The sequence below is a fragment of the Microlunatus sp. GCM10028923 genome, assembly GCF_042666975.1.
GTDB lineage: Bacteria > Actinomycetota > Actinomycetes > Propionibacteriales > Propionibacteriaceae > Microlunatus.
Genome location: NZ_JBHTFF010000002.1, coordinates 246,206 through 258,898, shown reverse-complemented (window position 1 = coordinate 258,898; position 12,693 = coordinate 246,206). Strand labels below are relative to the sequence as shown.

The 12,693-nt window shown below is 67.4% G+C and carries 13 protein-coding genes; 6 read left to right on the top strand and 7 right to left on the bottom strand.

The genetic code is table 11. The annotated features are described in order from the left end of the window. Nucleotides 1-1,268 precede the first annotated feature (1,268 nt). From rsmG to rpmH, 6 genes are all read right to left on the bottom strand, one after another. Nucleotides 1,269-1,889 (bottom strand): 16S rRNA (guanine(527)-N(7))-methyltransferase RsmG, encoded by a 621-nt coding sequence (gene rsmG, locus ACFQU4_RS05365; protein WP_377487812.1) that lies wholly within the window; start codon nt 1,887-1,889, stop codon nt 1,269-1,271. Beyond that, entirely contained in the window at nt 1,886-2,497 is a 612-nt protein-coding gene (locus ACFQU4_RS05360; RefSeq protein ID WP_377488769.1) for a protein jag, read from the bottom strand. Before ACFQU4_RS05360 ends, rsmG begins: the two co-directional genes overlap by 4 nt. Before the next feature lie 107 nt (nt 2,498-2,604). Continuing rightward, nucleotides 2,605-3,624 carry a membrane protein insertase YidC gene (yidC, locus tag ACFQU4_RS05355; protein ID WP_377488766.1) on the bottom strand — a complete coding sequence of 340 codons (1,020 nt, stop codon included), beginning with the start codon at nt 3,622-3,624 and terminating at the stop codon, nt 2,605-2,607. A gap of 45 nt (nt 3,625-3,669) precedes the next feature. After that, on the bottom strand, nt 3,670-3,963 hold the full coding sequence (yidD, locus tag ACFQU4_RS05350; protein WP_377487810.1) for a membrane protein insertion efficiency factor YidD: 294 nt from the start codon (nt 3,961-3,963) through the stop codon (nt 3,670-3,672). After that, a complete protein-coding gene (gene rnpA, locus ACFQU4_RS05345) occupies nt 3,960-4,328 on the bottom strand; it encodes a ribonuclease P protein component (protein ID WP_377487808.1) in 369 nt (122 codons plus the stop codon). The genes yidD and rnpA overlap by 4 nt, the downstream gene beginning before the upstream one ends. A gap of 15 nt (nt 4,329-4,343) precedes the next feature. After that, nucleotides 4,344-4,481 (bottom strand): 50S ribosomal protein L34, encoded by a 138-nt coding sequence (gene rpmH / locus ACFQU4_RS05340; protein ID WP_377487806.1) that lies wholly within the window; start codon nt 4,479-4,481, stop codon nt 4,344-4,346. Nucleotides 4,482-5,001: 520 nt separating this feature from the next. Between rpmH and dnaA the strand changes: the two genes are divergently transcribed. From dnaA to gnd, 3 genes are all read left to right on the top strand, one after another. Then, the gene (dnaA, locus tag ACFQU4_RS05335; protein WP_377487804.1) at nt 5,002-6,567 is read left to right on the top strand and encodes a chromosomal replication initiator protein DnaA; all 1,566 of its coding nucleotides are present in this window, start codon (nt 5,002-5,004) and stop codon (nt 6,565-6,567) included. A gap of 550 nt (nt 6,568-7,117) precedes the next feature. Then, a complete protein-coding gene (gene dnaN / locus ACFQU4_RS05330; protein WP_377487802.1) occupies nt 7,118-8,278 on the top strand; it encodes a DNA polymerase III subunit beta in 1,161 nt (386 codons plus the stop codon). 31 nt (nt 8,279-8,309) lie between these two features. After that, the gene (gene gnd / locus ACFQU4_RS05325) at nt 8,310-9,206 is read left to right on the top strand and encodes a phosphogluconate dehydrogenase (NAD(+)-dependent, decarboxylating) (protein WP_377487800.1); all 897 of its coding nucleotides are present in this window, start codon (nt 8,310-8,312) and stop codon (nt 9,204-9,206) included. 264 nt (nt 9,207-9,470) lie between these two features. Here gnd and ACFQU4_RS05320 read toward each other — a convergent pair whose 3' ends face one another. Beyond that, the gene (locus ACFQU4_RS05320) at nt 9,471-9,950 is read right to left on the bottom strand and encodes a GNAT family N-acetyltransferase (RefSeq protein ID WP_377487798.1); all 480 of its coding nucleotides are present in this window, start codon (nt 9,948-9,950) and stop codon (nt 9,471-9,473) included. A gap of 48 nt (nt 9,951-9,998) precedes the next feature. On the opposite strand from ACFQU4_RS05320, the gene recF reads away from it, so the two are divergent. From recF to ACFQU4_RS05305, 3 genes are all read left to right on the top strand, one after another. After that, nucleotides 9,999-11,138 carry a DNA replication/repair protein RecF gene (gene recF, locus ACFQU4_RS05315; RefSeq protein WP_377487796.1) on the top strand — a complete coding sequence of 380 codons (1,140 nt, stop codon included), beginning with the start codon at nt 9,999-10,001 and terminating at the stop codon, nt 11,136-11,138. Between the two features lie 73 nt (nt 11,139-11,211). Further along, nucleotides 11,212-11,697 (top strand): DUF721 domain-containing protein, encoded by a 486-nt coding sequence (locus tag ACFQU4_RS05310; protein WP_377488763.1) that lies wholly within the window; start codon nt 11,212-11,214, stop codon nt 11,695-11,697. A gap of 51 nt (nt 11,698-11,748) precedes the next feature. Beyond that, nucleotides 11,749-12,627, top strand: coding sequence for a TerC family protein (locus tag ACFQU4_RS05305; RefSeq protein ID WP_377487794.1), 879 nt, complete (start codon nt 11,749-11,751; stop codon nt 12,625-12,627). The last annotated feature ends 66 nt before the right edge of the window (nt 12,628-12,693 follow it).

Here is a 12,693-nt window from a genome sequence, read left to right as displayed (position 1 = left end):
TCCGATCGGTGCCCCGTACCGCGCCAGCACCACTGCCAGCACGACGTGGATGCACCCAAGCGCAGACTCCCAACACGAACATGCGTCCGCTCACCGTCCACGCGCTGCGGGCGGGCTCTTCAATCACCTAACCGCTTGGCGTCGGGCCGTCCGACCTGCGAAGGCGGTAGTGCCGAGCAACGAGTCGTCGTCCCACTCCGACCGGGTCAAGCCGGAGCAGCAGGTCCGCCGAGCGGTGCAGACGGCACGCGGTGACTCGATCCTTGCCTGACATCGACAGTGACCCAGGAGAGTGCAGCCTCGACAGCCGGTCGCGGAACGGTCCGCATGCGGGCAGGCCTGGAAGCTGATCCGGGGAGTCCTCACGCCGGGCCGAATCGAGAGTCCCGACTCGTTGCGCCAGCCAGTCAGACTGGCGCAATTGACCGAACGGGCGACCGTAGCCGACCTCTCCTGGACATCGCGGGCGACCGCGGGCAGCGCCCCGACTTCGGGCCGACCAGGTCTGCGCCCACTGATCCGATCAAGCCCAACCCCCAAGTCAGCAGGGCGCCAATACTCTTCTCAGGAGACGGACGGCAGGACAAGGACGGCCGTCTCAGTCGGCCGGAGACACCATCCTCCTTCTCCCCTGTCGCCTCCAATCACATCTCTGCCTCCACTTCGAGCCCCAGCGGGCTCAGCCGGCGGATCTCTCGCCGAGCCGATACCGAATCCGGAAGCCGACAATCGTCTGTGCACGGCGGCCGGCGCACCCTCCGCGTCCGCAGGCAACCCGTCCACCTCGAGGTGATCGAGAGACGCAGGCCAGACCGGAGACCACAGCCGAGATCTACTCGGTCCCAGGCGGGCCAGCACGAACCCGTCGATCATCAGCTGCGGATCCAGGACCAGCGTCATCGCGATCATGACCCGCTGCCGCATCCCGCCGGACAGCTCGTGCGGGAACGCACCGGTCCACCCCGACCAGCTCCAGCAGCTCCTCGCAACCGCCGTGGCAGGGCACACGTTGCAGCAAGCCGGGCGGCGCTCAGTCAGCGGAGCAGGGAGGTCCACCCTTGGGACTCAATCCACGAGGTTGCGCCGGCGGTTGGCTCCGAGTGTGTGCCGGCGCAGCCAGAAGCGCACCGCAGAGGACCCAAGATCATTCCGGCTTGGGTTGGTACCCCCAGTGGGACTATCCGTCCTTGTTGATCATGACGAAGTCCCTTGCAAACAAGAGAAGTCTTTCCGCACACAGCCCAACGAAGAGGCCGTGAACAAGATCCTCAGCGCCGCAGCCGGGGTGCCATGCGGACCACGGTCGCGGTCCCACCGAGTGCGTCGTCACCGACCGTGACGACCTGCGCCGCCAGCTCGTGTTCGGCGAGGACAGGGCGGGCTTCGGTGATCTCGCGCTCCGCCGAGCTCCCCTTCATCGCCAGCAGCTGACCGGCATCCGTACGCAACGGTGCGCACCAGCCGATCAGCCGGCCCAAGGGCGCGACGGCCCGGGACAGTACGGTCCCGTACCGAACTCCGTGTTCCTCCGCCCGACCCCGGCATACGGTCACCCGTGGTGCCAGGCCGAGCTCGTCGATCACACCCTGGAGAAACGTGACCCGGCGGAGCAGCGGCTCCAGGAGGACGACCTCTAGGTCGGGCCGGCTCAGGGCGAGGGGAATTCCCGGCAGACCGGCACCGCTGCCGACGTCCACCACGGTCGTACCCTCCGGCACCAGCTCCCGGACGGCGGCCGAGTTGAGGATGTGCCTCGGCCAGATGCTGTCGGCCTCACGTGGACCCAGCAAACCCCAGGCGATACCTCGATCAATCACTATATCGACATATCGCTCTGTCAGTTTGTTGTTATCCCCGAAGACCTGATCCAGCGTCGACGGATCGATCACGCGCTCGGAAGGACCACGACGCGCCGGTTCGGCTCCTCGCCCTCCGACTCGCTCACCAGACCCGCGGCCGCAACCACGTCGTGCACGACCTTCCGCTCGAACGCGTTCATCGCCGCCAGGGCAACCCGCTCCGAGCTCTCCTTGACCTCGGTCACCGCGTCGCTGGCCAGATCGGTCAGTTCCTTCCGGCGCCGCTCGCGGTAGCCGGCGACGTCCAGCATCAGTCGGCTCCGGTCGCCGGTCTCGGTCAGTACAGCCAGCCGAGCCAATTCCTGCAGCGAGTCGAGGACCTCCCCGTTCGACCCGACGAGCACGTCGGTGTCGGTCAGGATCGACACGTGGGCCCGGTCGCCGTCGACGAACGTGTCCAAGTCGCCGTCGAGATCGGCGATGTCGAGTAGTTCCTCCAGGTAGTCCGCCGCCACCTCAGCCTCGACCTCGAGTCGGCTGGTCGGCCCGGCATCCTCGGAGTCATCATCCGAATCGTCGTCGGAGTCGTCGTCCTCGGAGTCTTCCTCGTCGTCCTCGAGTTCGTCCGACTCCGCGGCCTCGGCAGCATCGGCGTCCAACTCGGCAGCCGGAGCAGCCGCGTCCTCGTCCGCCGCCACCTCGGGTACGTCGACCTCGGCGCGCACCTGTTCCTCCGACGCGGGATCCGCCACCGTCGCCTGGTCGATCTGCTGGGTGTCGTTCACTGGTCCTCCTGGTTGTGCGCTCAACGCTTGCGCTGTGATCTGGTCTGCCGACGTGGCTGCTGTCGAGCCACCCTCGGCGTGTCCGGCTCCACCGGTACCGTCGCCGGCTCGGCGCCCTTGCCGTTCCGCCGTGCGACACCGTTCGGCGCCGACGTCTTGTCCTTGTCCGCCGGCGTGACCGGCTTGCCCTTCGCGCGCCGCCGCGCTTCCCACGCCTCGTACGCCGGCGTACCCGGGGACGGGTTGCGGCGGATGACGTAGAACTGCTGGCCCATCGTCCACAGGTTCGAGGTGAACCAGTAGATCAGCACGCCGACCGGGAAGTTGATGCCACCGACGGCGAACGCCAGCGGGAACACGTACAGCATGATCTTCTGCTGCTGCGCGAACTGGCCCTGCAAGGCCTCCGGCGGCATGTTCTTCCGCATCAACTGCAGCTGCGTGATGAACATGGTCACGGTCATCGCGATGATCAACAACACGCAGACGATGTGGATGCTGGTGATGCCGTTGTCGAAGCCGACAACCATGAACGTGTCCGAGATCCGCGCCCCGAAGATCTCCGCGTTCTGCAGGGAATCCAGCAGCGGCCGGCGATCCTTCAGCCATTGACCGCGCGGAATCCCGTGCGCAGCACCGTCGAGCACCCGGAACAAAGCAAAGAAGATCGGTGACTGCAGCAGCAGCGGCAGGCAGGACGCCATCGGGTTGGCGCCCTCCTCGCGATAGAGCTTCATCGTCTCTTCGCCGAGCTTCTGCCGGTCGTGGCCGTACTTCTTCTGCAGCTCCCGCACCTTCGGCTGGATCAGCTGCATCTGCCGGGACGACTTGATCTGCCGGACGAACAGCGGGATCAGCAGCACCCGGATGATCACCGTCAGGCAGACGATCGACAGCACCCAGGTCCAGCCGTTGTCTGCACCGAGCAGCGGCGACCACAGGTAGTGGAACAGCACCAGCAGCCCGGAAACCGCCCAGTACAAGGGCTGCATCAGAGTGCTGCCGAAGTCGACGATCGGCTGGTACCAGGCCGTCTCCATCGGTACGAGCAGGGGGATCAACCCGTCAATCACGACAACACCTCATCACCGGCACGCACCATGACCATGGGGCTCCATTGTTCTGGCCTTTTCGGCCCGTTCGCGCATCTCGCGCTCGAATTCAGGGGTTCCCGGTACGGGATCGAACCCACCCTTGGCCCAGGGGTGGCAGCGCACCAGGCGCCGGGCCGCATACCAGGATCCGCGCAGCGCACCGTGCACCTCGACCGCCCGGAGCGCGTACGCCGAGCAGGTCGGCCAGTAGCGGCAGACATCGCCGTACAGGGGGCTGATCAACAGCCGATACGCCTTCAACAGGCCGATCAACACATACTTCATGGCCGGATTCGCTTCTTCTCGTTCAGCCCAGCATGCCAGGCCGACGAAAGATCCTCGATCACGCGGTCCGAACGGCCGGCGGCCGACGGGAACGCACGGATCACGATCCTGGCCTGGGTGGGCTCGTCCTCGAGCAACCGGGCGACGCCGTGCCGAAGCCGGCGCTTCACCCGGTTCCGCTGCACGGCGTTGCCGACGTTGCGGCCGACAATCAGGCCGATCCGCGGACCGGTTGCGGACGTTGACTCCGCGTCGCCGGGCTCAGCCACGTACAACATCAGGGTCGATCGACGAATCCTGCGTCCGGTCGAGATGGTCGCCCGGAACTCTGCGGACGCACGCATCCGCAGCCGGGCGGGCAACATCTGACCGCACCCCGGTCAGCCCGAGAGTCGCGCGCGCCCCTTGCGGCGCCGCGCCGCCAGGATGGACCGGCCGGCGCGAGTACGCATCCGCAGCCGGAACCCGTGGGTGCGGCTCCGACGACGATGGCTTGGCTGGAACGTGCGCTTGCTCACGGGACTTCTCCCATATCTATAGTGCTGAAACCTGTCCCGCGGTCTACCGAGTGGAACGCACGGGCACAACGAACGGGGCGCCGGGGTCCCGGCAACCGGACCAACGGTACGGGGCCTGAGCGTTCCCGGTCAAACCAGCGAGACCGAGCTCACGCACCACAATGAGTGCCAACCGTCCAGCCGACACGCCGACGAGATGAACAAATGCCGCGGCGCGGGTTGCAGAAGCATGACGGCCATTGCTAGCGTCCTGCATCGCAGGAGATGCGGGATCGACTGCTACTGGGCTGCTGCGCCCCCGGACGGAAACACATTCGGCTCATCGAACCGCCCCTGGACTCGGGACTGGGCGAAGCTTTGCTTTGTCTTGTTCACAGCTTGTGGATAAGTGTGTGGAAGCACGGCTAGTCTGATCAGCAGTCCGACCGGCCCCATGGCCGCAGGCACAACATAATGTGGCGGAGTGATCTTCAACGAGCCGGGAGCTGGACGTGCGTGAGTCATCGGCAGCGGAGCTGACATGAGTGAGCCCGACCGCTCCGCCGATGAGAGCCTCCTCGCCTGGCAGCAGGTCCATGCGGAGGCCGAGCCGCGGCTGCGTCCCTGGTGGATCACCAGTCGGCCGTTCGCGCTGCAGCAAGATCAGTTCGTTGTCGCCGTACCCAACAACTTCACTCGGGACCAGCTGGAGAGCCGGTTCCGGGACGAGATCGAGTCGAGCCTGCGGCGCCGCTTCGAGCGACCGATCCGGCTCGGCGTCGTTGTGGACGACACCCTGGAGACCGCGCCGCCGCTCGACCTGGAGCCGCCCGACTCGGATCGCCTCGACGACGACCTGGACGCCGGTCCCCAGCGCGACCGCGATCCGCTCGATCCCTCCGGACTGGACCGCGACCAGCTGGATCGCGACCGGCTCGACGACGAGCAGCCGCAACGCGAGGGGACCTTCTCCTATCCGGAGCCGGCGCCCGAACGACCACAGCTCGCCGGTCTGCATTCGTACGACGGCGACGGCCGGTCCAGCGGTGAAGGCCGCGGCCGGCTCGACAGCAACTCCCGGCTGAACCCGAAGTACTCCTTCGAGACCTTCGTCATCGGCGGTTCGAACCGGTTCGCCCACGCGGCCGCCGTGGCCGTCGCCGAGAATCCGGGCAAGTCGTACAACCCGCTGACCATCTACGGCGAGTCCGGTCTCGGCAAGACCCACCTGCTGCACGCGCTCGGTCACTACGTGCGCAACTACTTCGACCGGGTCCGGGTCCGCTATGTCTCGACCGAGGAACTCACCAACGACTTCATCAACGCGATCAGCCAGAACAAGGGCGCGGAGTTCCGCCGCCGGTATCGCGACGTCGACGTGCTGCTGATCGACGACATCCAGTTCCTCGAGGGCAAGGAACAGACGCAGGAAGAGTTCTTCCACACGTTCAATACGCTGCACAACGCGCAGAAGCAGATCGTGATGACGTCGGACCGGCCGCCGAAGCTGCTGGAGAACCTGGAGCCGCGGCTCCGCAGTCGGTTCGGCTGGGGACTGATCACCGATGTGCAGCCGCCCGACCTGGAGACCCGGATCGCGATCCTGCGCAAGAAGGCCGCCCAGGAACGGCTGACCGCCGGCTCGGACGTGCTCGAGTTCATCGCGAGCAAGATCCAGACCAACATCCGCGAGCTCGAAGGCGCCCTGATCCGGGTGACCGCGTTCGCCAGCCTGAACCGGCAGCAGGTCGACATGGCGCTGGCCGAGGTGGTGCTGAAGGACCTGATCCCCGAGGGCGGCGAGGCACAGATCACCAGCGGCACGATCATGGGCCAGACCGCCGCCTATTTCGGGCTGACCATCGACGACCTGTGCGGGCAGAGCCGTACCCACGCGCTGGTCACTGCCCGCCAGATCGCCATGTATCTGTGTCGCGAGCTGACCGACCTGTCGCTGCCGAAGATCGGGCAGCAGTTCGGCGGCCGCGACCATACGACGGTGATGCACGCCGATCGCAAGGTGCGCAACCTGATGGCCGAGCGCCGCAGCATCTTCAATCAGGTCACCGAGCTGACCAACCGGATCAAGAACCAGTCCCAGCGCTGACCACTCCATCGCCTCGCCTCTCCGTACGGAGCAGGCGGGGCGTTCGCGCGCCCGGATTCGGAAGGTTAAAAATCACGTACCCAGGTCAATCCGGCCGCGGAGGAATCTCACACAGCTGGGGAAAGAACTGTGGACAACTGTGGAACCGGGCCCGAAGTATCTGGACGACCGGTGGACGCAGCCGCGTGAACAACAGTCTTTCCCAAGATACTCCCCGTGTAATTTTTGTCGTTCCACAGGATTGTCCCGGCCTCGAATTACAAGCTGACCAGGTACGACAGGTAGTTTTCCCCAGTCTGCACAACTGCTACGACCACGACCAGAAGACAAACATCACCTCAAGGGCTGAAGTCACCCGGCCACCTGGTTGTGCACAACCCCGGACCGGCTTTCCTCGCCCGCTTCACACCGCAGCCATCGTCGGTATGATCGTCGGGCATTCGCCCGGCCGGCCCGGATCGCGTACGGCAGCGCACCCCCATCGACATCGACAAGCCACGCTCCCGACCGCCAAGCTCCGCGACCGGGCCACACCGCACAGGAGGAACCCGTGAAGATCCGACTCGAGCGTGATGTGCTGGCCGAGGCCGTCCAGTGGGCGGCTCGAAGCCTGCCCACCAGGCCGAGTGTGCCGATCCTGGCGGGCCTGCTGGTCCGTGCCGACGCGACCGGGGTGACGTTCTCCAGCTTCGACTACGAGACGTCCGCGCAGATCCACGTCAACGCGACCGTGACCGACGAGGGCGAGGCCCTGATCTCCGGCCGCCTGCTGGCCGACATCTCGCGCTCGCTGCCGGCCAAGCCGGTCGACATCGTGTCCGACGACAGCAAGATGGAACTCACCTGCGGCAGCGCACGGTTCACCCTGCAGGCGCTGCCGGTGAACGAGTACCCGTCGCTGCCGTCGATGCCCGAGTCCACCGGGTCGCTGCCCTCGGACGGGTTCGCCCATGCCGTCGCCCAGGTCGTCGTCGCGGCGGGCCGGGACGAGCTGCTGCCCGTCTTCACCGGCATCCGGATCGAGATCGAGGGCGACCAGGTCTCGCTGCTGGCCACCGACCGCTACCGGATGGCGCTCAAGGAGATCACCTGGGCTCCGCAGTCGCCGCAGACGTCGGCCAACGCGCTGGTCCCGGCCAAGGTGCTGTCCGACACCGCGAAGTCGATGACCGCGGGCGAGAAGGTGACGCTCAGCCTGGCCTCGACCGGTGCCGGCGACGGGATCATCGGGTTCGAGGGCGACGGTGCCGCCGGGCGTCGGCAGACCACCACCCGGCTGCTGGACGGCGAGTTCCCCAAGGTCCGGCACATCATGAACTTCGCGCCGGCCCTGACCGTCCGGGTCAACACGGCCGAGGCGATCGCGGCCGCGCGCCGGGTCGCGCTGGTCGCCGAGCGGAACACGTCGCTGCGGATGTTGATCAACGAGAGCTCGATCACCCTGGAGGCCGCGACCGGCGACCAGGCTCAGGCCTCCGAGGCCATCGAGGCCGTGGTCGAGCAGCTCGACGGCGGCGAGATCGCGGTGCCGGCGGCGGGCTTCAACCCGACCTACCTGCTCGACGCGCTCGGCGTCTTCGACACCCCGTACGTCAATCTCGCCTTCACCGCCCCGAGCAAGCCGTGTCAGCTGACCGGCCTGCCCGAGCTGGACGGCGAACCGCTGACCGACTACCGGCATGTGATCATGCTGATGCGGCTACCGGCCTGACCTTCATCCCCCGACGACTGCGAGGACTTCGATGCAGCTGGGACTCATTGGACTGGGCAAGATGGGCGGCAACATGGCCACCCGGATCCGCGCCGCCGGTCATGAGGTGATCGGGTACGACACCAATCCGGAGATCTCCGACGTCAAGGATCTGGCCGAGCTGGTCTCCCGGTTCTCCGACGGTCCGCGGGTGGTCTGGGTGATGGTGCCGGTGCAGGCCCTCGACTCGGTGATCAAGGAACTCGCCGGTCTGCTGGCGCCCGGCGACATCGTCGTGGACGGCGGCAACACCCGCTGGGACGGGGACGCCGCGCGGGCGGAATTCCTCGGCAGCAAGGGCATCAAGTTCATCGACTGCGGTGTCTCCGGCGGGGTCTGGGGCCTGGAGAACGGCTACGCCCTGATGTGCGGCGGCGACGCCGAGGATGTCGCGGTCGTCCAGCCGATCTTCGACGCGCTCAAGCCGGAAGGCGAGTTCGGCTTCGTGCACGCCGGCTCCCACGGCGCCGGCCACTTCGCCAAGATGGTCCACAACGGCATGGAGTACGCGATCATGCAGGCCTATGCCGAAGGCTGGGAACTGCTCGAGACCGCCGACGTGGTGACCGACGTTCCGGCCACCTTCAACTCCTGGCGCGAAGGGACCGTGATCCGGTCCTGGCTGCTCGATCTCCTGGTCCGGGCGCTGCAGGAGGATCCGCAGCTCACCGAGATCAGGGGCTATGCCGAGGATTCCGGCGAAGGCCGATGGACCGTGGACGCCGCGATCGACCTGGCCGTCCCGGTGCCCGCGATCTCGGCCGCTCTATTCGCGAGGTTCGTCTCCAGGCAGGTCGACTCGCCTGCCATGAAGATGGTCGCGGCGATGCGTAATCAGTTCGGGGGGCATGCGGTCCAGAAAGAGGCCGCACAGATCGACGAGATCTGATCCATTCCCGCGGGTGGGCTGGAGGGGTGGGTGCGCGGACAACCATCCGCCCGCGATGGTCTGGGTGCCGCTGCCGCAGTACTGCGATGCGGGCTCCCGCCAGGCCCGTCCACGTCCGCGCACCCACCCCTCCAGCCCACCCGCTTCCGGGTCAGAGCTCGTGGGGGGGGGAATCGGTCTTGAGCCGACCGTCGGTGTGGTCTGGGCGGCACGTGTCACCGCGCGTTGATCATGATCGGACGGCCTAGGGTCCGCCGGTTGGTTTCACGTGGTGAGTGACTTCGCGTAGCGGTGGCAGGGGACGGGGATCGGGCCGTTCGGGCCGGGGGCCTGGTGATCGAACGGGCCCTCGTCGGTCCAGCCGTTCCGTTCGTAGAAGCGGCGGGCGCGGGTGTTGCCGGCGACGACGGCTAGCCAGGCGTGATCATGGCCGGCGGCGGCGACTCGGCGTTCGGCCTCGGTGAGCAGGGCGGCGGCGACGCCGGTGCCACGGCCGGCCGGGGCGACGTACACCTGCTCGACCTCGTCGTTGTTGATCATGATGAAGCCGGTGATGGTGCCGTCCAGGTCGGCGACGCTGGTCTCCTCGACCAGGGCGGCGGCGCGGGTGTCGAACGATTCCCGGGTCCGGACCTCGAGCAGGGCGTCCGGCACTCTGCCCCGGTGGGCCTCCTGCCAGCCGTCGTACCAGATCTGGGCGACGGCGGCGGCGTCCTCGGGACGGGCCAGTCGGATCTCAGTCACGACGGCAGCGTAGATCGTCGGCGGCGGTCGCACGGCTAGTCTGGCCTCGTGTACGTCGACCATCTGCAGCTGGCCGATTTCCGGTCCTACGCCGCGGTCGACATCGCGCTCGATCACGGGGTGACGACCTTCGTCGGGGCCAACGGCCAGGGCAAGACCAACCTGGTCGAGGCGGTCGAGTACCTGTCCACCTTGTCCTCGCATCGGGTCTCCACCGACCTGCCGCTGGTCCGCGCCGGTGCCGAGCGCGCGATCGTCCGCGCCGGGGTACGGGCCGGGATCGAGGACCAGCGCCGGCTCCTGCTCGAGCTGGAGATCACTCCCGGCAAGGCGAACCGGGCCCGGCTCAACAAGTCCCCGGTGTCGCGGCCGCGGGAGATCGCCGGCGTGCTGCGGACCGTCGTCTTCGCGCCCGAGGACCTGGCGATCATCAAGGGCGACCCGAGTGAGCGGCGCCGCTTCCTGGACGAGCTGCTGGTGGCCCGGTGGCCCCGGTTGGCCGGCGTCCGGGCCGACTACGACCGGGTGCTCCGGCAGCGCAACACGCTGCTCAAGTCGCTGGCCGGCCGGGCCCGCGGCGGCCGCAAGCCGGGCCCGGAGGCCGAGTCGACGCTCGAGGTGTGGGACTCGCACCTGGCCCGCAACGGCGCCGAGCTGCTGGCCGCCCGGCTGTCCACACTGACCGACCTGATGCCCCAGGTGTCGAAGAGCTACGCCGACATCGCGCCGACCAACAACGACGCGACCGCCGAGTACAAGGCCTCCGCTGACCTGACCGGCGCGACCGAGGCCGAGGCGCTGAACGAAGCGCTGCTCACGGCCATCCGGGACCGCCGCTCCGACGAGTTGCAGCGCGGGGTCTCGCTGGTCGGCCCGCACCGCGACGACATCGTGCTGTCGCTCGGCTCGCTCCCGGCCAAGGGGTACGCCAGCCACGGCGAATCGTGGTCGTACGCGCTGGCCTGCAAGCTGGGCAGCTTCCAACTGCTGCAGGACGACGGGATCCAACCGGTGCTGGTGCTGGACGATGTCTTCGCCGAACTGGACACCATGCGCCGGGAACGGCTGGCCCGCGGTGTGATCGGGGCCGAGCAGGTGCTGGTCACGGCGGCGGTCGGCGCCGACGTCCCGGCCGAACTGGCCGGCACCCGGTTCGCCGTCGCCGGCGGCGAGGTCACCCGTGACTGACGCCGAGCCGGATCCGCCGCGGTCCGGCCCGGCCGTCCCCGATCCTGCCGGCGATGATCATGATCCGACCGGTCTGAACCTGGCCCGCAACGTGGCCCGGGCGATCGGGGCCCAGTCCCGTCGGCTCCGCCGCCGTCCGGGGGGCGGCCGGACCAGCCGCCCGGAACCGGTCGAGCCGCAGTCGTCCGGTGCCCGACCGGACGATCGGGATCCGCAGCTGCTCGGCCGCGCGATCGATCGGCTGGTGGACAGCCGGGGCTGGACGACGGAGGTCAGCGTCCACCTGCTGCTGTCGAAGTGGCCGGCCCTGGTCGGTCCGACGAACGCCGAGCACACCCACCCGGAGAGCTACGTCGACACGGTGCTCACCGTCCGGGCCGACTCGACGGCCTGGGCCACGTCGCTGCGTTCGATGGCGCCGCAGCTGGTGGCGACCCTGAACAAGCAGCTCGGCGACGGCACGGTGACGAGGATCCGGGTGCTCGGACCGGATGCGCCGTCCTGGAAACACGGTCGCCGGTCGGTTCGTGGACGCGGTCCTCGGGATACGTACGGCTGAATCTCAGCATGATCACAGGTGCGTCGGCTCATCCGTCGCTATCCTCCGCTGGTGGATTTCTCGCTGGACCTCGGTCCCGAACTGCTCATTGCGTTCCTGACTCTGTTCGTCCTCGAAGTCGTACTCGGCGTGGACAACGTGATCTTCATCTCGATCTTGGCCAGCAAGCTGCCGAAGGAGCAGCAGGCCAAGGCCCGTAACCTCGGACTCTCGCTGGCCATGATCATCCGAATCGGACTGCTCTTCGGGGCGTCCTGGATCATCAGCCTGAAGGCGGACCTGTTCACCATCCTGGGGATGGGATTCTCCGGCCGCGACCTGATCTTGATCTTCGGCGGACTGTTCTTGATCTACAAGGCGGTGAAGGAGATCCACGAGAAACTGGAGGGAGCCGAGCCGGGCCACGGCACGAAGGCGGCTCGGGCCCCGTTCGCCTCGGTGATCGTGCAGATCCTGCTGCTCGACATCGTGTTCTCGTTCGACTCGGTGATCACCGCAGTCGGCATGATCGACAACCTGTTGGTGATCATCGCCGCCGTGGTGCTGTCGTTCGGGATCATGCTCTTCTCGTCGCGCTACATCTTCAGCTTCGTCAACAAGCACCCGTCGGTGAAGATCCTGGCGCTGTCGTTCCTGGTGATGATCGGCATGTTCCTGATCGTCGACGGCTTCGGCGTGAAGGTCGACAAGGCGCTGATCTACGTACCGATGGCCTTCGCGATCGGCGTCGAGGCGCTCAACCTGATCTACCGGGGCCGGCAGCGCCGCAAGCTCGAACAGCCGGACGACGCCGTACACCTGCGCAATGCGGCGTCCCGCGCCGATGACCAGGAGGCGCTGGCCGCGTCGAACGGTGAGAGCGACGGCTCGGTGGGCCTGTCCAACCGGCCGGTCAGCGGCAGCCAGAGCCAGGACCGCTCGTTCCCCTGATCCATCCCGCAGATCCCTGAGCCTGTCGCTTCGGCAGGCTCAGGGATCGTTCCTTTTCCTGCTTCG

What these genes read in the sequence shown, in the direction of transcription:
- yidC (WP_377488766.1), bottom strand. Translation starts at nt 3,624, where the DNA reads ATGGAGACGGCCTGGTACCAGCCGATCGTCGACTTCGGCAGCACTCTG.
- yidD (WP_377487810.1), bottom strand. Translation starts at nt 3,963, where the DNA reads ATGAAGTATGTGTTGATCGGCCTGTTGAAGGCGTATCGGCTGTTGATC.
- rnpA (WP_377487808.1), bottom strand. Translation starts at nt 4,328, where the DNA reads ATGTTGCCCGCCCGGCTGCGGATGCGTGCGTCCGCAGAGTTCCGGGCG.
- dnaA (WP_377487804.1), top strand. Translation starts at nt 5,002, where the DNA reads ATGAGTGAGCCCGACCGCTCCGCCGATGAGAGCCTCCTCGCCTGGCAG.
- gnd (WP_377487800.1), top strand. Translation starts at nt 8,310, where the DNA reads ATGCAGCTGGGACTCATTGGACTGGGCAAGATGGGCGGCAACATGGCC.